Origin of the sequence: Actinoplanes sp. NPDC024001, from assembly GCF_040638955.1 — a bacterium.
Lineage (GTDB): Bacteria > Actinomycetota > Actinomycetes > Mycobacteriales > Micromonosporaceae > Actinoplanes.
Map to the genome: position 1 here is coordinate 1 of NZ_JBEZZB010000135.1, position 17865 is coordinate 17865.

Consider the following 17865-nt stretch of genomic DNA (forward strand, 5'->3'; position numbering starts at 1 on the left):
GTCGGCGGGCAGCGGGGGACCGGGGCGCACCGGCAGCCGGGCGGTCACCTCGAAGCCGCCGTCCGGCAGCGGGCCGGCACGCAGCACCCCACCGGCCAGCCCGGCTCGCTCTCGCAGGCCGGTCAGGCCCCGCCCACCGTACGGGGGAGGTGCCGCCGCCGGACGGGCCGGCGCCTCGTTGCGCACCGTGACCAGCAGCTCGTCGTCGTGGCGTGCCAGCCGGACCCGCACCGGCGCGCCGACCGCGTGCTTGGCCGCGTTCGTCAGGGACTCCTGCACCACCCGGTAGGCGGCCCGGTGCTGCATCGGCGCCAGCTCGCCGGGCTCGCCGTCGAGCACGACCGGGACACCGGAGGCGGCCGCCCGGGCCACCAGATCGGCGATCGAACCGGCCGCGTCCAGCGGCGCCGGGTCGGCCTCGTCGCGCAGCAGCCCGATGATCTCGCTGAGCCGCTCGGCCGCGGTGGTGACCCCGGCGCGCAGCTCGGAGGCGGCCGCCCGGTGCCGCGGGGGCAGGTCGCCGGCGAGTTCGAGGGCGCCGGCGCGCAACGCGACCAGGCTCAGCTCGTGGCCCAGCGAGTCGTGCATGTCCTGGGCGATGCGGGCCCGCTCCCGCAGGCGGGCCTGTTCGGCGACGACCCGCTGCTCCCGTTCGAGCTGGGCGGCCTGCTCCCAGCCGGCGCGGACCAGCTCGGCCTGCAGCCGGCGGAACGCCCCGACCAGTGCCGGGAACAGGCCGAACACGATGGCGCCGGCGGTCCACACCAGCGACGCGTACAGATAGATGCTCTGCAGCACCTGCGCGCCGGCGCCGGCGATCAGGACGGCGGCGAAGCCGCCGGACGCCGCCCGCCCGAGGGGCTGGTGGCGGCCGGCCGGATAGGCCAGCACCAGCACGGCGACGAACAGGCGCCAGTCGACCGCGGTGGCCGCCAGGACGCCGAGCGCGGTGGGGACCGGCCAGCGCCGCCGCAGCACGAGCGCCGCGACGATGACCGCCAGGCTGAACAGGGTCAGCCACCACGGGTGGCTGCCGCCGGTCACGTTCACCACCAGCGGGAACACCATGACCGCCGGTCGCAGGACCCGGATCAGCGTGTTCATCCGGGCCAGCGTACCGATGATCTACGAGCGTGACATCGCGGTGGGTGACGGTGGCGCGCTGCCGCCCTGCGGTTCACCCGCGGTCATCAGCTCGATGATCGCCGCACGGTCCGCCGCCGAGGGCAGGCCCCAGCCAGGCTTGTAGTCGTAGACCCGGTCCAGGCTGGTGGCCGCGGTCCGTCCGTCGAGGATCTCCACCGAGGCGGTGTCGATCAGTCCCGGATGCTCCACACCGCACGCCTCGGCCACCTTGAGCAGGTCGCGCCGCAGCGTCTTGATGTAGTTGGCCGCCCGCACCGACTTCAGCGCCGGGTCCAGGCCGCGGGTCAGCCACCTGTTCTGGGTGGCGACCCCGGTCGGGCAGGTGTCGGTGTGGCACTTCTGCGCCTGGATGCAGCCGATCGCCAGCATCGCCTCGCGGGCCACGTTGACCATGTCGCAGCCGAGCGCGAACGCCACGATCGCGTTGTCCGGCAGGCCCAGCTTGCCCGCGCCGACGAACACCACGTTCTCGTGCAGCCCGCGCTCGGCGAACATCCGGTAGACCCGCGCGAACCCCACCTGGAACGGCAGCGACACCGTGTCGGTGAAGATCAGCGGAGCGGCGCCGGTGCCGCCCTCGCCGCCGTCGATCGTCACGAAGTCGACGCCGCGGCCGGTGGTCGCCATCAGGGTGGTCAGCTCGTCCCAGAACTCCAGGTCACCGACCGCGGACTTGATGCCGACCGGCAGGCCGGTCTCGGTGGCCAGCAGCTCCACCCAGTCGAGCAGGCTGTCGGTGTCGCAGAACTCGGCGTGCCGCGACGGGCTCACACAGTCGACGCCCTGCGGGATGCCGCGGGTGGCCGCGATCTCCGCCGACACCTTGGCGGCCGGCAGCAGCCCGCCCAGGCTCGGCTTGGCGCCCTGGCTGAGCTTGATCTCCAGCGCCCTGATCGGGGCCGACGCCACCAGGTCCTTGAGGCGCCGCAGGTCGAACCGACCGTGCTCGTCGCGGCAGCCGAAGTAGGCGGTGCCGATCTGCAGCACCAGGTCGCCGCCGTTGCGGTGGTAGGGCGACAGCGCGCCCTCGCCGGTGTTGTGCAGGCAGCCGGCCAGCGCCGCGCCCCGGTTGAGGGCCTCCACGGCCCGCCCGGACAGCGACCCGAAACTCATGCCGGAGATGTTCACGACCGACTCGGGCCGGAACGCCTTGGCCCGCCCGCGCGCGGCTCCCAGCACCTTCGCGCAGGGCACGTAGGCCTCGTAGCCGGCCGCCGGCGCGGACCGCGGCACGGCCCGCCCGAACGTGCGGTGCTTGATGATCGGATAGCCGGCCGTGTACTCGACGTCGTTGTCGGTGCCGAACCCGAAGTAGTTGTTCTCCTTCTTCGCCGACGCGTAGACCCATCGCCGCTGATCGCGCGTGAACGGCCGCTCCTCGTTGTTGCCGGCCACCACGTACTGCCGCAGCTCCGGCCCGATCGCCTCGATCAGATAGCGCCCGTGCCCGACGACCGGGAAGTTACGCAGCAGCGCGTGGTTGCGCTGCATCAGATCCCGCACCGCGACAGCGGCGACCGCCGAACTCGCGACGGCCGCTGCCGCCCGGAAACCCCACTTCATGACCTTCCAGCTTTGCCACCTGGCCGCCGGCTAAACAACCGGCTCACATGGGCTCGCGCGACGACATCCGGGCCCGCGACCGCGGAACCGCCGCGATCTGCACGGTGGCGGCGCCGGCCAGCACCGCGAAGAACGCGCCGAGCAGCGAGAGCCCGGCCCGGGCCGCCAGCACCGCCGCCGGCAGCGCGATCACCAGGGCGAACACCGCAAACGTACGGTGGGTGAACAGCGACATCAGAGTCCTCTCCCGTGTCCGGGCCACACTCGGGTCCCGGCTTCGATGGTCGCGGCCTACCCCGATTCGGTGCTCTCTAACCTCCGATTTTCACTCCCGCCCCACCCGTTACCGGCCGCCCGCCCTTCCTGCCATCGGAGGTGCCTGCCCGGCGCTCCCTATCCGCCGCTCCCCGGCGCAGCCGACCCTGGCGGCCAGCCGGTTGACCCGGCTGCGCCCGGGTGTTGTGTTCGCCGGCCCAAGGCGACGCGGGCGGTCAGCCGGTTGACCCGGCTGCACCCGGGTGTTGTGTTCGCCGGCTTGAGGCGGCGCTGGCGGCCAGCCGGTTGGTTCGGCTGCGCCGGGGTGTTGTGTTCGCCGGCTTGAGGCGGCGCTGGCGGTCAGCCGGTTGGTTCGGCTGCGCCGGGGTGTTGTGTCGGCCGGCTTGAGGCGGCGCTGGCGGTCAGCCGGTTGGTTCGGCTGCGCCGGGGTGTTGTGTTCGCCGGCTTGAGGCGGCGCTGGCGGTCAGCCGGTTGGTTCGGCTGCGCCCGGGTGTTGTGTCGGCCGGCCGAGGCGGCGCGGGCGGTCAGCTGGGGCCGGTGGCTGGCTGTGGGTGCTGTTTCGGGGTGGGTGGAGCAGCCCTGAACGTCAGCCGGACCGGACGGCTGGGTCTGAGGGTCGTTGTGGGGCGTGGAGACAGCTCTGGTGGTCAGCCGGGTGGGCGGTGGGGCGGTGGCCGACTGCGCCACGGTCGGCGGCCGGTGACAGAGCTCGAGCACGTGAAGGTCACTACCATGCCTGCATGGCTGGGCTGCGGTGGTTGCGGGGCGACCTTCATGTGCACTCGTTGCGCTCCCACGGGGGTGAGCTGACGCCGGAGGAAGTGGTGGCGGCGGCCCGCGAGGCGGGGCTGGACTTCATCGCCGTCACCGAGCACAACACCGTGGACACCTATCCGGCGTGGGCGAAGGCGGCCGGGGACGATCTGACGGTGATCCCCGGGCAGGAGGTCGTCACCGCGAACGGGCACTGGCTGGCGCTGGGCCTGCCGCCGGGCCAGGTCGCCGACTGGCGGTACGGCGTCCGCGACGACCTCATCGATCGGGCCGTGCAGCAGGTGCACGACGCTGGTGGGCTGTGCGTGGTGGCGCATCCGCACGCGCCCTACCCGTCGGGCACCTTCATGTTCGCCCTCGACGGGTTCGACGCCGTGGAGGTGTGGAACGGATTGTGGGCGTCCGATCTGCCGTGGAACGCCGACAACGAAGCCGCCCTGGCGGAGTGGGGCCGCAGCCTGGCGGTGGGCGTGCACCGCGGCCGGTGGCTGCCCGCGGTCGGCAACAGCGACGTTCACCTGCGCGGCCAGCTCGGCACCCCGCAGACGGTCGTACTGGCCGGCGACGCCGGTGGAGTGCTGGCCGGCGTCCGGGCCGGACACTGCTGGATCGCCGGATCGAGCGAGGTGCGGCTCTCCTTCACCGCCGAGGCGGCAGCCGCCGACGGCACGACCCGGACGGCGGGCATCGGGCAGCGTCTGGAGACCGGCGGCCGCGACGCCATCATCCGGCTGGAGGTCAGCGGGGTCCCGGCGGGCACGGTCACCCTCCACACCGATCGCGGTCGCGCACACCAAGCCGCAGCGAGCACGGTCACCTTCCACACCGATCGCGGTCGCGCACACCAGACCGCAGCGGGCACGGTCACCTTCCACACCGATCGCGGCCGCGCACACCAGGCCGAGGCGGGCACGGTGCAGTGGCGCACCACGGCCGCGGAATCGGCTTTCGTCCGCGCCGAGGTCCGGGCCCCCGGCGGGCACATGCTGGCCCTGACCAACCCGATCCTGCTGGCCTAGTCCTCGCGGAACTCGCCGGGGCACGCCCCGGCCTCCTCACGCTCCCGCAGCTCCACCCGGCGGATCTTGCCGGAGATCGTCTTGGGCAGCGCGGTGAACTCGATGCGGCGCACCCGCTTGTACGGCGCCAGGTTCTCCCGGCAGTGCCGCAGGATCGCCCGGGCCGTCTCCGCGGTCGGCTCCCACCCCTCGGCCAGCACGACGTAGGCCTTGGGCACCGCCAGCCGCACCGGGTCCGGCGCCGGCACGACCGCCGCCTCCGCCACCGCTTCGTGCTCGATCAGCACGCTCTCCAGCTCGAACGGCGAGATCCGGTAGTCGGACGCCTTGAAGACGTCGTCCATCCGCCCCACATAGGTGATGTAGCCGTCCGCGTCACGCGATCCGATGTCGCCCGTGTGGTAGTAACCGCCCGCCGTCACCTCGGCGTTGCGGTCCGGGTCGCCCCGGTATCCGGTCATCAGCCCGAGCGGCCGCTCCGCCAGGTCCAGGCAGATCTCTCCCTCGTCGGCCGGCTTGCCGGTGGCCGGGTCGACCAGGACCACCCGGTATCCGGGTGTGGCCCGCCCCATCGATCCGGGCTTGACCACCTGCCCGGGGGTGTTGGCGATCTGCACGGTCGTCTCGGTCTGCCCGAACCCGTCCCGGATGGTGACGCCCCACGCCCGCCGCACCTGCTCGATGACCTCCGGGTTGAGCGGTTCGCCGGCGCCGACCACCGTCGGCGGCGGGGTCCGCAGCCGGCTCAGGTCGGCCTGCACCAGCATCCGCCACACGGTCGGCGGCGCGCAGAAGCTGGTCACCCCGCACCGCTGCATCTGATCGAGCAGCGCGTCCGCGTCGAACCGCGTGTAGTTGTAGATGAACACGCAGGCCAGGGCGTTCCAGGGGGCGAAGACGTTGCTCCAGGCGTGCTTGGCCCAGCCGGGCGAGGAGATGTTGAGGTGCACGTCGCCGGGGCGCAGCCCGATCCAGTACATCGTCGACAGGTGCCCCACCGGGTACGACGCGTAGGTGTGCTCGACCAGTTTCGGCAGCGCGGTGGTTCCGGACGTGAAGTACAGCAGGAACGGATCGGAGGCGAGAGTCTCCCCGTCCGGCAGGAAAGCGTCCGCAGATGCGTACGCCTCGGTGTAATCGAGCCAACCGGGCACCGGCGTGCCCACCGCGACCCGGGTGTAGTCGCCGGCGAGGCCGGCGAACTTCCCGGTGTGGGCCGAGCCGACGACGACGTGGGCGGCCTCGCCCCGGTCCAGCCGGTCGCGCAGGTCGGCCGGCCCGAGCAGCGGGGTGGCCGGGATGACGACCGCGCCCAGTTTCATGGCCGCCAGCAGGCACTCCCAGAGCTCGACCTGGTTGCCGAGCATCAGGATGATCCGGTCGCCGCGCCGCACGCCGTGCCCGCGCAGCCAGTTCGCCACCCGGTGGGAGCGCTGCGACAGGTCGGCGAAGCTGAGCTTCTGCTCGGACCCGTCCTCCTCCACGATCCACAGCGCCGGCCGGTCGTCGGCGGACGCGTCGAACCAGTCGAGAGCCCAGTTGAACGTGTCCAGCTGCGGCCAGCGGAACTCCCGGTAGGCGGTGTCGTAGTCGTCGTGGTGGGCCAGGAGGAATTCGCGGGCCTGCCGGAACGCGGCCGCCGAGGAGGACGCCATGAACCTCAGCCTAGACAGATTTGCCCGTCGACGACGGTGAGCACGACCGGTGACTCGGCGAATTCGTCGGGCCCGGCGGTGAGCGGGTTCAGCGCGAAAACGCTCAGGTCGGCGCGCTGCCCGGGAACCAGGTGCCCGGCCCGCCCGGCCGCCGCGGCCGCCTCGGTGGTGTAGCCCTCCAGCGCCATCCGGGCGGTCAGCGCCTGTTCCGGCAGCACCGGCTCCACGTCCGGCTCCCCGGCCGGACGCCGCAGCCGGGCCGCCGCGATGATGCCGCGCGGGTCGAACGGCGCGATCGGCCAGTCCGAGCCGAGCGCCAGCCGCGCGCCGTCGTCGCGCAGGTCGCGGGCCCGGAACGCCCGGTCGGCGCGCTTCTTGCCGAGCCGGCTCGACCAGTTGTCGGTGTGGTCGGCCCGCGTGTAGTGCGTGCAGTGGGTCGGCTGCATGCTCGCCGTCACGTCGAGGGCGGCGAACCGTCCGATCAGCTCCGACGGCATCGTCTCCAGGTGTTCGATGCGGTGCGGGACACCGGAGGTGCGCGGCAGCCCGGCGTAGGTGTCGAGCACGTACCGGATCCCGGCGTCGCCGATGGCGTGGGTGACGATCGGCACCCCGTGCCCGGCCAGGGTGCGCGCCGCCGCCGCGTACTCTGCCGGGTCCGGCCAGAAGCAGCCGGTCGACTCGCCGTGGCTGTCCGGCTCGTCCAGCCAGGCGGTGCCGCCGTCGATCGTGCCGTCGATCATGAACTTGGCGCCGTCGACCCGCCAGCGCCGCCCGGCCAGCCGCTGCTGCGCGATCACCGCCTCCAGCCCGTCGCGCCCGGCGCCGGGCATCACGAACGGCGCGAACCGCCACCGGACCGGCAGGTCACCGTCGTCCTCCAGGGAACGGAACAGCGCCAGCGAGTCATCCTCGAAGTCCATCGCGTTCGCCCCGGTCAGCCCGGTAGCCGCCATGTCCCGCAGCAGCCGGGTCAGCCGCGCCCGGCGGTCGGCCGGGGCGTCGTCCGGCAGCAGCCGCCGCACCAGATCGAGGGCTTCCGGTTCGAGCAGATGCCCGGTGGGCCGCCCGTCCGCGTCGCAGACGACGCTCGCGCCGGAGACGAACGCGCGCGGCCCGGCCACCCCGGCCAGTTCCAGCGCGCGCGGGCTGACCAGCGCCGAGTGCGCGTCGAACAGCAGCAGGAACACCGGCACGTCCGGTCCGAGCGCGGCCACCAGCGGCGCGTGGCTGATCGGTGCGCCCTCGAAGGCGTTCGGGTCCAGGCCCCAGCCCTCCAGCCATCCGCCGGGCACGACGGCGGCGGCTCGCAGCGCCGCCTGCAACCCCTCGACCGTACGGACGGACGACAGGTCCACGCCGCGGGTGAGCCCGATCCCCAGGACCGGGTGGAAGTGCCCGTCGACCAGCCCGGGGGTGATGGTGGCCGGGCCCAGGTCGCGCACGTCGGTGCGGGCGCCGCGCCAGTCCCGGGCGTCGCGCCGGTCCCCGAGCGCGGTGATCACCCCACCGGCCATCGCGACGGCGGTGACCGGCCGGCTTCGCGGCCCGGCGAGGGTGTGGATCCGATCAGCGAGCAGGATCAGGTCGGCGGTGCTCACGGGACTCTCCTCGGTAGCGGTACCTTCTCCACTGTTGACTACCGCCGCCACCACGCCCCGGTTCGAGTCCTCGATTTGCCGGACGCCGAGGTGGCCGCAGCGAAGGGGACGCCGGAAGATGCGCTGGTCCGCCGAGACCGATCATCGGGAGGCGGAACGGGCTCTGCGCGCGGCCGGCTGGACCCCCGGCGGCGCCGGCGACTGGGCGATCGCGCTGCGCTCACCGGACGGCACGGCGGCCGCGCGGATCAGCCCGTTCGACCCGACCGGCCCCTACTCGGCGGCGCTCTACCGCGAGGCGGCGCATACCCGGCAGGTTCCCGAACTCTACGAGCATCACCGGCTGGCCGGCGGCGGCGACCTGCAGGTCCTGGAGTGGCTGACCCCGGTGCCAGTGGACGAGGCGGCCGGGTTCCACCGGGCGATCGCCGCCCGCGCCGGCGAGGTCGCCGACCTGGCCGCCGTGGTGGCCCGGGTGCACGACCGCGCCCGGCGCGAGCTGCCCTGGTGCGGCCCGCTGGACGACAACCCGGCCAACGTCATGCGCGCCGCGGACGGCCGGCTGGTCGTCATCGACCTGTTCTACGCCGACGGCCCGAGCCTCTACGCGACCGCGGCCTCTGATCCGGATCTCGTGGCCGCGCGGATCCCGGAGGCGCAGCGGCGGTTCCTGACCGAGATCCCGCTCGCTGCGTCCGGCCCGTGGGAGCCCGGCGCGCGGGAGCGGATTCGCGCCGGCCTCGCGGCGGCGGACGCGCGCCGCTTACAACGATGTACGACCCCCGAAGGGTAAGGTGCCCGCTGTGAATGTCAACGCTGGGCGGCCGGGCCTGAAGGACGTCGCCAAGCGGGCCGGCGTGTCGATCAAGACCGTCTCCAACGTTGTAAACGGGTACGCGCACGTCTCCGCGGACACCCGGGCCCGGGTGCAGCGCGCCATCGCCGAACTCGGCTACCGGCCCAACGTTGCCGCCCGCCAGCTGCGCGGCGGCCGCTCCGGCGTGATCGCGCTGGCCCTGCCGGACCTGCGCTCGGCCTACTTCGCCGAGCTGGCCAGCATGATCGTGCAGGCCGCCGAGAAGCGGCACTGGACGGTCCTGATCGACCAGACCGGCGGCCGCGCCGAGCGGGAGCGGGACCTGGCCGGGCGGCTGCGCCGGCACCTGATCGACGGCCTGATCTTCAGTCCGCTGGCGCTGGCCGCCGGCGAGATCGCGGTGGACATCCCGGACACGCCACTGGTGCTGCTCGGCGAGCGGGTCTGGCACGGCCCGGCCGACCACGTCGCGGTGGACAACACCGCGGCCGCCGCCGACGCCACCCGGCACCTGTGCGAGCTGGGCCGGCGCCGGATCGCCGCGATCGGCGCGCAGGAGGGGCCGGCCGCGGTCACCGCTCAGCAGCGGCTGGCGGGCTATCGGGCCGCGCTGGAGCAGGCCGGTCGCCCGGTCGACGAGGCGCTGATCGCGCCGGTCGGCGAGTTCCACCGGGCCGACGGGGCCGCGGCCATGGCGCGGCTGCTGGACTCCGGTGCGCCGCCGGACGCGGTGTTCTGCTTCAACGACCTGCTCGCACTCGGCGCGATCCGCACGCTGCTGGACCGGGGTTTCGCGGTGCCCGGCGACGTCGCGGTGGTGGGCTTCGACGACATCGAGGAGGGGCGGTTCAGCACGCCCACCCTGACCACCGTCTCGCCGGACACCGCCGGGATCGCCCAGCTCGCGGTGGATCTGCTGGGGGAGCGGCTGGACCCGCCCTTTCCCGACGACGACCCGGCGCCGCGGGAGCTGCGGGTGGAACACCGGTTGGTGCCGCGGGAGAGCACCCTCGGCCGGCTCGCCGCCCGCCTCGCATAAAGCCCGGCTGATAGCAGCGAGACCATTTACAACGTTGGTTACAACGTTGTAGAACTAGTGCTGTCCATCACACCACCGCCGATGGAGGCACCTTCTCGTGGTTACCGCCCGCCTTACCGTCGATCCCGCGTTCGCGGTGGCCCCCGTCGACCGGCGGATCTTCGGATCCTTCGTGGAGCACATGGGTCGCTGTGTCTACACCGGCATCTTCGAGCCGGGCCACCCGGCAGCCGACCCGGCGGGGCTGCGCTCCGACGTGCTCGACCTGACGCGTGAGCTCGGCGTCAGCCTGGTTCGCTACCCGGGCGGCAACTTCGTCTCCGGCTACCGCTGGGAGGACGGCGTCGGCCCGGTCGGCGAGCGGCCGCGCCGGCTCGACCTGGCCTGGCGCGCCATCGAGACCAACGCGTTCGGGCTCAACGAGTTCATGGACTGGGCCGGCAAGGCGGGCGTCGAGCCGATGATGGCGGTCAACCTCGGCACCCGCGGTATCGCCGAGGCCGCCGAGCTGGTGGAGTACTGCAATCTCCCGGCCGGCACCGCGGCCGCCGACCTGCGGCGCAAGCACGGCTTCGCGGCGCCGCACGACGTACGGCTGTGGTGCCTCGGCAACGAGATGGACGGCCCGTGGCAGACCGGCAGCCTGACGGCGTACGAGTACGGCCGCCTCGCCGCCCGCGCCGGCCAGGCCATGCGCAAGGTCGACCCGACGATCGAGCTGGTCGCCTGCGGCAGCTCCAACTCGGGCATGCCGACCTTCGCGGCGTGGGAGGCCACCATCCTCGAGGAGGCGTACGACCAGGTCGACTACGTCTCGCTGCACAACTACTACGACCCGACCCGGCTGGACGAGGCGAGTTTCCGGGCCTCCGCGGTCGATCTGGACCGCTTCATCGACGACATCGTCGCCACCGCCGACCACGTCCGCGCCAAGCTGCGCCGCACCAAGCGGATCAGGCTGTCGCTGGACGAGTGGAACGTCTGGTACCAGGGGAACTTCACCGAGCCGGAGGACCGGCCGATCGCCGAGGAGCCGCCGCACCTGATCGAGGACGACTACACCGTCACCGACGCGGTGGTGGTCGGCAACCTGCTGATCAGCATGCTGCGGCACGCCGACCGGCTGACCGTCGGCTGCCAGGCGCAGCTCGCCAACGTGATCGCCCCGATCCGCACCGAGCCGGGCGGCCCGGCCTGGCGGCAGACGATCTTCCACCCGTTCGCGCTGACCTCGGCCCTCGCGCACGGCACGGTGCTGCGGGTCGCGCTGAGCGCCCCGGCGATGAGCACCGAACGGTACGGGGACGTGCCCGCCCTCGACGCCGTCGCGGTGCACGACGCCGAGCACGGCAACCTCACGATCTTCCTGGTCAATCGTGGTGCTTCCGCCGTACCCCTGGATCTTGATCTGCGGGCCTTCGGCGGCCTGGCCGCCGCCGAGCAGGTGACCTTGACCGACGCCGATCCTGGCGCGCGCAACAGTGCCGCCGAGCCGGACCGGGTGGTGCCGCGGCGTGTGGCGCCGCCGGTGCTCGACGGCGGCCGTGCCCACCTGCTCGTCCCGCCGACCTCCTGGCACGCCCTCCGGTTCACCCTCCCCGCATCATCCTGACCCGCCCTGAAATGGAGTGAAGACCATGGATAACCACGTGACCCGTCGCAATCTGCTCGGACTCGGGCTCGGCGCGGGAAGCGCCGCCCTGCTCGCCGCCTGCGGGGACAGCGGGCCGAACGAGAAGGTGACCGGCGCCAACCAGAACGCCGGGCCGGCGGCGACCGAGTACAGCGGGCCGAACGTCGCGCTGGCGTTCTGGAACGGGTTCACCGGCGGCGACGGGCCGTTCATGAAGAAGCTGGTCGACCAGTTCAACAGCGAGCACCCGAACATCAAGGTGACGATGAACGTCTACCAGTGGGCCGACTACTACCAGAAGGTTCCCGCCGCGGTCTCCACCGGCAACGGCCCCGACCTGGGCATCATGCACGTCGACCAGGTCGCCACCCAGGCCGCCCGCGGGGTCGTGCTGCCGCTGGAGGACCTGGCGAAGACGCTCAACCTGACCGAGGCTGACTTCTCGCCGCCGGTCTGGAACGCCGGTGTCTACAACGGCACCCGCTACGCGATCCCGCTGGACGTGCACCCGCTCGGCATGTTCTACAACAAGACCGTCCTGGAGAGCGCCGGCCTCGACCCGGCCAAGCCGCCGGCGAACAAGGACGAATACGCGAACGCGCTGGACAAGCTCAAGGCCAAGGGCATCCAGGGGCACTGGGCCACGCCGTTCCCGTTCACCGGTCAGATGCAGTTCTCCGCGCTGCTGTGGCAGCACGGCGGCGACCTGTTCGACGCGCAGGGCACCAAGCCGCTCTTCGCCGAGCAACCCGGCGTGCAGGCGCTGACCTGGCTGACCGACCTGGTGAAGAACGGGTACAGCCCGAAGAACGTGGCGCAGGACGCCGACGTGGTGGCGTTGCGCAACGGCAAGGCCGCGTTCAACTGGAACGGCATCTGGAGCATCAACACCTTCAACCAGGACAAGGCGCTGCAGTGGGGCGTCGCGGCGCTGCCGCAGATCGGCTCCCAGCCGGGCGCCTGGGCCGGGTCGCACCAGTTCGTGCAGTTCAAGCAGAAGACGAAGGACGACAACAAGCTCGCCGCCGGCAAGGTCTTCATCAACTGGCTCAGCCAGCACTCCATCGAGTGGGCCAAGGGCGGGCAGGTGCCGGCCCGCAAGAGCATCCGGGAGAGCGCCGAGTTCACCGCGCTCACGGAACAGGCCGCCATCGGTACGCAGATCGACTACCTGCGCTTCCTGCCGGCCACCCCCGGCATCCCGGACGTGATGGCCACCGTCGACACCGCGATCAACGAGGCGATCCTGCTGCGCAAGGAGCCGGCCGCGGCGCTGGCCGACGCCGCCGGCAAGGCGCAGAAGCTGCTCGACGCCAACCGCAAGAAGTACGGGGCCTGAGCGATGGCCCAGGACCTCCTGGCGCCGCCCGCCCCCGTTCAGGAGAAGCCCCAGGAGCAGGTGCGGCGGGTCGGGCGCGCCACGCCGTACCTGTTCCTCGCCCCGTACATCGTGCTGTTCGGCTCGTTCGTGCTGGCGCCGGCCGTCTACGGGTTGTGGATCAGCCTGCACGACTGGGACTACCTGCTGCCGGGCAAGCCGTTCACCGGGCTGGACAACTATCGGGCGCTGTTCGACAGCACCTCGCCGGTCTTCGCGGAGTTCTGGCAGAGCATGCGGGCCACCGGCATCTTCACGGTGGGCAGCGTGCCGTTCCTGGTCACCGTGCCGCTCGGGCTCGCGCTGATCCTGAACCGCTCGTTCCCGGGACGCACCTTCTTCCGGGCCGTCTACTTCGCGCCCTACGTGCTCGGTGTCGCGGTCATCGGCGTGCTCTGGAGTTTCCTGCTCGACCCGAACCTGGGCGCGGTCAACGCCCTGCTCGGGGCGGACATCCCGTGGATCACCGCACTGCCGTGGGCCTGGATCTCGCTGGTCGCGGTCACCGTCTGGTGGACCATCGGCTTCAACGCGGTGATCTACCTGGCCGGTCTGCAGGACATCTCCCGCGAGCTGTACGAGGCGGTGCGCATCGACGGCGGCAGCCGCTGGGCCGAGTTCCGCCACGTCACGCTGCCCGGCTTGCGGCCGGTCCTGCTGTTCATCGTGATCAACACGATTCTGGCGTCGGCCAACATGTTCGGCCAGTCCTACGTGATCACCCAGGGTGCGCCGGGCAACGACACCCGCACCGCGATCATGTACATCGCCCAGATCGGCCTGCGCGAGTACAAGATGGGCCAGGCCGCGGCCATGAGCTACCTGCTCACCCTGGCGCTGCTGCTGGTCAGCGTGATCACCTTCCGCCTCTTCCTGACCAGGGAGGACTCATGACCCGGGTACGCGGTATCGCCTGGTACACCATGCTCACCGGGCTCAGCCTGGTCTTCGTCGCGCCGCTGCTGTGGATGCTGGTCACCTCGTTCAAGACCGAGGGCGAGGCGACCCGGGTGCCGCCGACGGTGCTGCCGCAGGAGCCCACCATGCGGGCCTACGAGCTGCTGTTCGCCGGGGACTCGCAGACGCCCGTACTGCGCTGGTTCCTGAACAGCCTGCTCGCCGCGACCGCGCAGGCCGTGCTGATCCTGGTGGTCGCCTCGATGGCCGCCTACGCCCTGGCCCGCCTGGAGTTCCCGGGCAAGAAGCTGATCTTCGGGATGATCATTGCGACGCTGTTCGTGCCGGTCTTCACGCTGATCATCCCGAACTTCCTGATCGTCGACCGGCTCGGCTGGCTGGACACGCTCTGGGCGCTGATCGTGCCCGGCGCGGCCGGCGCCTTCGGGGTGTTCTTCCTGCGGCAGTTCTTCCTCAGCCTGCCGCGCGAGCTGGAGGAGGCGGCGCAGCTGGAGGGCGCGAACTCGTGGCAGATCTTCATCAAGGTGATCCTGCCGCTGTCCAAGCCGGCGCTGGCGACGCTCGTGGTGATCAGTTTCCTGGGCAACTGGAACGACTTCGTGTGGCCGGTCTACGTGCTGTTCAGCCCGTCGAACTTCACGCTGCCGCCGGGGCTGAGCATCCTGCAGGGGGCGTACACCATCGACTATCCGGTGATCATGGCCGGGGCGGCGGTGGCGAGTGTGCCGGTGCTGATCCTGTTCCTGATCACCCAGCGTTACGTGATCGAGGGCGTGTCGCGTTCCGGCCTCAAGGGCTGACCGGTGCGCCGCCTGTTCCTCGCGCTGATGCTCCTCGTCAGCGGCTGCACGTCCGGAGAAGAGGTCATGACGACGTTCACCAATCCCGTGTATCCGGAGAACTTCCCCGACCCGGGAGTGATCTCGGACGGCGAGACCTGGTTCGCCTACGGCACCAACAACGACACGGCCAACGTGCCGCTGCTGACCTCCACCGACCTGGTGACGTGGAGTCCCGGCGGTGACGTGCTGCCGCAGCTCGGCCGCTGGGCGGAACGCGGCCGGACCTGGGCGCCGGAGGTGATCCGCACCGACGCGGGCAAGTATGTGCTCTACTACACCGCCCGCAAGGCCGGCGCCGACCGGCAGTGCATCGGCGCGGCGGTCGCCGACGACCCGCGCGGCCCGTTCACCGACGCCGCCGGCGCGGCGCTGATCTGCCAGGACGACGAGGGCGGCGCGATCGATGCCAGCCCCTACCGGCACAGCGACGGCACGCTCTACCTCTACTGGAAGAACGACGGCAACCACATTCACAAGCCGACCCATCTGTACGGCCAGCGCCTGGCCCCGGACGGTCTGTCCCTCGTGGGGGACCGGGTCCGGCTGCTGACCAACGACAAGCCGTGGCAGGCGCACGTGATCGAGGCGCCGCAGATGGTCGCGCGTGACGGCCGGCTGTACCTGTTCTACTCGGCCAACGCCTTCGACCGGGACGCCTACGCCGTCGGTTACGCCACCTGTGACGGCCCGCTGGGCCCGTGCCAGGACGCCGCCGAGAACCCGATCCTGACATCGTCGCCCGAGGCGGCGGGCCCCGGCCACAGCTATGTGGTGACCTGCGCCGACGGCAGCACGTGGATGCTCTACCACGCCTGGCCGCCGGACGCGATCGGCACTGTGGCGCCCGGCCGTCAGCTGTGGCTGGACCGCGTGACCTGGGAGGACGGGCGCCCGGTGGTGCACGGCCCGACCGCGGGCGGGCAGCCCATGCCCTGCTGACCGCCCCGCGCTCGTTCCAGGTCAGCGGTCGCGGTCGGTGCTGATGTCCTCGGCGTAGGTGGCGCCGCCGTCCGACTCGCGGCTGAGCGGGCGGGCGCCGCCCTCCGGCGGGCCGGCCAGCGACTGGTCACCGGCGGCCAGGTGCGGGAACTTCTCGTCGAAGGCGGGGCGCTCGGAGCGGATCCGCGGCATCCGGTCGAAGTTGCGCAGCGGCGGCGGGCTGGTGGTGGCCCACTCCAGTGAGTTGCCGTGACCCCACGGGTCGTTCAGCGTGGTGACCTGGCCGACCTTGTACGACTTCCACACGTTGTAGACGAACGGCAGCGTGGCGATGCCGAGGATGAACGAGCCGATCGTGGAGAAGGTGTTCAGGAAGGTGAAGCCGTCACTCTCCAGGTAGTCGGCGTACCGCCGCGGCATGCCCTTGGTGCCGAGCCAGTGCTGCACCAGGAACGTCCCGTGGAAACCGATCATGGTGAGCCAGAAGTGGATCTTCGCGAGCCGTTCGTCGAGCACCCGGCCGAACATCTTCGGGAACCAGAAGTAGATGCCGGAGAAGACCGCGAAGACGATCGTGCCGAACAGCACGTAGTGGAAGTGGGCGATCACGAAGTACGAGTCGGAGACGTGGAAGTCGACCGGCGGCGAGGCCAGCAGCACGCCGGACAGACCGCCGAACAGGAACGTCACCATGAAGCCGAGCGCCCACAGCATCGGCGACTCGAAACTGATCTGGCCGCGCCACATCGTGCCGATCCAGACGAAGAACTTCATGCCGGTGGGCACCGCGATCATGAAGCTGAGGAAGCTGAAGAACGGCAGCAGCACCTGGCCGGTGACGAACATGTGGTGCGCCCACACGCTCATCGACAGGGCGGCGATCAGCAGCGTCGCGGCGACCAGGCCCTTGTAGCCGAAGACCGGCTTGCGGCTGAAGACGGGCACCACCTCGGTGATGATGCCGAAGAACGGCAGCGCGATGACGTACACCTCGGGGTGGCCGAAGAACCAGAAGAGGTGCTGCCAGAGCATCGGGCCGCCGGTCTCCACGTCGAAGACGTGGGCGCCGAGCACCCGGTCGGCCGCCAGCGCGAACAGCGCCGCCGCCAGGAACGGGAAGATCAGGATCACCAGCAGGCTGGTGACCAGCATGTTCCAGGTCAGGATCGGCATCCGGAACATGGTCATGCCGGGCGCCCGCAGGCAGAGGATCGTGGTGATCAGGTTGACCGCGCCGAGGATTGAACCGAGACCACCGATCGCCAGGCCGACCACCCAGGCGTTGCCGCCGATGCCCGGCGAGTGCAGCGAGTCGCTCAGCGGGGTGTACGCGAACCAGCCGAAGTCGGCCGCGCCACCGGGGGTGAGGAACCCGCTCATCGCGGTCAGCGTGCCGAACAGGTAGAGCCAGTACGCGAACGCGTTGAGCCGCGGGAACGCCACGTCCGGAGCGCCGATCTGGATCGGCACCACGTAGTTGGCGAAGGCGAACACGATCGGGGTCGCGAAGAACAGCAGCATCGCGGTGCCGTGCATGGTGAAGAGCTGGTTGAACTGCTCCGGGGACAGGATCTGCATGCCCGGCTTGGCCAGCTCGGCCCGCATCAGCAGCGCCATGATCCCGCCGACCATGTAGAACACGATCGAGGTGATCATGTACATGATCCCGATCTGTTTGGCGTCGGTCGTGCGCAGGATCCTGGCCAGGGCGGAACCCTTGACCTGCCGGCGAACCGGATGGGGCCGGGTGGGTACCGGCTTCGGCGCGACGGTGGTCATGAAGACTCCTCACCTGCGGATACGAAAACAGACGCCTAGCTCCGTTATAGGCGTCTACCGTTTCTATCCGCCCGAAATCCGCAGATCACCCGCATTCGGGAGGGAGTTGAGGTACACCCGACCCATGCTCAACGAGCGCGAAGCGCGCGCGATCGAGGAGATCGAGCAGCGGCTGCGGCGCAGCGACCCGGCCTTCGCACAGCGGATGTCCGCGTGGCCGGGCGGCCGGCCCTTCCCGACGGTGGCCGTGCTGTGCGTGGCGACGTTCCTCGTGCTGCCGTTCATCGCCCTGCTCGGTGGCCCGCACGCCGCCCTGGTCACCGCCGACGTGGTCGCGATCACCGTGGTCATCGTCCTGGTTCGGCGCCACCTGCGCAGCTCCGGCACCTGAGCGCGAGCCGGTTCGTTAAGGCTGGGGTTATCAATCCTTGCCGCTTCTCTCGTTGATCATGGTTGGTCGCCGCGCCGAGACTGGTCGTACGTTTC

Annotated in this window: 15 protein-coding genes; 9 read left to right on the forward strand and 6 right to left on the reverse strand. The window is 71.2% G+C overall.

The features are described from left to right. The 3 genes from AB0F81_RS37610 to AB0F81_RS37620 form a co-directional block, all read right to left on the reverse strand. Nucleotides 1-1104 (reverse strand): histidine kinase (locus AB0F81_RS37610; protein ID WP_360205515.1); only part of this gene is annotated, 1104 nt, incomplete at its 3' end. Between the two features lie 21 nt (nt 1105-1125). Further along, nucleotides 1126-2709 (reverse strand): FMN-binding glutamate synthase family protein, encoded by a 1584-nt coding sequence (locus tag AB0F81_RS37615; RefSeq protein ID WP_360205518.1) that lies wholly within the window; start codon nt 2707-2709, stop codon nt 1126-1128. Nucleotides 2710-2752: 43 nt separating this feature from the next. Beyond that, on the reverse strand, nt 2753-2944 hold the full coding sequence (locus tag AB0F81_RS37620) for a hypothetical protein (RefSeq protein ID WP_360205520.1): 192 nt from the start codon (nt 2942-2944) through the stop codon (nt 2753-2755). A 781-nt stretch (nt 2945-3725) separates the two neighbouring features. On the opposite strand from AB0F81_RS37620, the gene AB0F81_RS37625 reads away from it, so the two are divergent. Then, nucleotides 3726-4778 (forward strand): CehA/McbA family metallohydrolase, encoded by a 1053-nt coding sequence (locus AB0F81_RS37625; RefSeq protein ID WP_360205523.1) that lies wholly within the window; start codon nt 3726-3728, stop codon nt 4776-4778. Here the strand turns inward: AB0F81_RS37625 and AB0F81_RS37630 are convergent. Both AB0F81_RS37630 and AB0F81_RS37635 read right to left on the reverse strand, forming a co-directional pair. Continuing rightward, nucleotides 4775-6433: an AMP-binding protein gene (locus AB0F81_RS37630; RefSeq protein WP_360205525.1), complete on the reverse strand. Its 1659-nt coding sequence runs from the start codon at nt 6431-6433 to the stop codon at nt 4775-4777. The two genes, AB0F81_RS37625 and AB0F81_RS37630, sit on opposite strands and share 4 nt — an antisense overlap. 5 nt (nt 6434-6438) lie before the next feature. Next, on the reverse strand, nt 6439-8034 hold the full coding sequence (locus AB0F81_RS37635; protein ID WP_360205528.1) for an amidohydrolase family protein: 1596 nt from the start codon (nt 8032-8034) through the stop codon (nt 6439-6441). A 118-nt stretch (nt 8035-8152) separates the two neighbouring features. Between AB0F81_RS37635 and AB0F81_RS37640 the strand changes: the two genes are divergently transcribed. The 7 genes from AB0F81_RS37640 to AB0F81_RS37670 all read left to right on the forward strand — a co-directional run bounded on the left by AB0F81_RS37640 (nt 8153) and on the right by AB0F81_RS37670 (nt 15600). Then, entirely contained in the window at nt 8153-8827 is a 675-nt protein-coding gene (locus AB0F81_RS37640; protein WP_360205531.1) for a hypothetical protein, read from the forward strand. A gap of 10 nt (nt 8828-8837) precedes the next feature. Beyond that, on the forward strand, nt 8838-9890 hold the full coding sequence (locus tag AB0F81_RS37645; protein WP_360205533.1) for a LacI family DNA-binding transcriptional regulator: 1053 nt from the start codon (nt 8838-8840) through the stop codon (nt 9888-9890). 97 nt (nt 9891-9987) lie between these two features. Further along, nucleotides 9988-11502 carry an alpha-N-arabinofuranosidase gene (locus AB0F81_RS37650; RefSeq protein WP_360205536.1) on the forward strand — a complete coding sequence of 505 codons (1515 nt, stop codon included), beginning with the start codon at nt 9988-9990 and terminating at the stop codon, nt 11500-11502. A gap of 37 nt (nt 11503-11539) precedes the next feature. Continuing rightward, nucleotides 11540-12862: an ABC transporter substrate-binding protein gene (locus tag AB0F81_RS37655; protein ID WP_360205539.1), complete on the forward strand. Its 1323-nt coding sequence runs from the start codon at nt 11540-11542 to the stop codon at nt 12860-12862. A 3-nt stretch (nt 12863-12865) separates the two neighbouring features. After that, nucleotides 12866-13795: a sugar ABC transporter permease gene (locus AB0F81_RS37660; protein WP_360205542.1), complete on the forward strand. Its 930-nt coding sequence runs from the start codon at nt 12866-12868 to the stop codon at nt 13793-13795. After that, nucleotides 13792-14619, forward strand: a complete 828-nt coding sequence (locus AB0F81_RS37665; RefSeq protein ID WP_360205545.1) for a carbohydrate ABC transporter permease — start codon at nt 13792-13794, stop codon at nt 14617-14619. Before AB0F81_RS37660 ends, AB0F81_RS37665 begins: the two co-directional genes overlap by 4 nt. Nucleotides 14620-14622: 3 nt before the next feature. Then, a complete protein-coding gene (locus AB0F81_RS37670; protein WP_360205548.1) occupies nt 14623-15600 on the forward strand; it encodes a glycoside hydrolase family 43 protein in 978 nt (325 codons plus the stop codon). A 21-nt stretch (nt 15601-15621) separates the two neighbouring features. Here AB0F81_RS37670 and ctaD read toward each other — a convergent pair whose 3' ends face one another. Continuing rightward, nucleotides 15622-17379 (reverse strand): cytochrome c oxidase subunit I, encoded by a 1758-nt coding sequence (ctaD, locus tag AB0F81_RS37675; protein ID WP_360205550.1) that lies wholly within the window; start codon nt 17377-17379, stop codon nt 15622-15624. Between the two features lie 124 nt (nt 17380-17503). Here ctaD and AB0F81_RS37680 point away from each other — a divergent pair, with 124 nt between their 5' ends. Further along, nucleotides 17504-17770 carry a DUF3040 domain-containing protein gene (locus AB0F81_RS37680; RefSeq protein WP_360205552.1) on the forward strand — a complete coding sequence of 89 codons (267 nt, stop codon included), beginning with the start codon at nt 17504-17506 and terminating at the stop codon, nt 17768-17770. Nucleotides 17771-17865 lie beyond the last annotated feature (95 nt).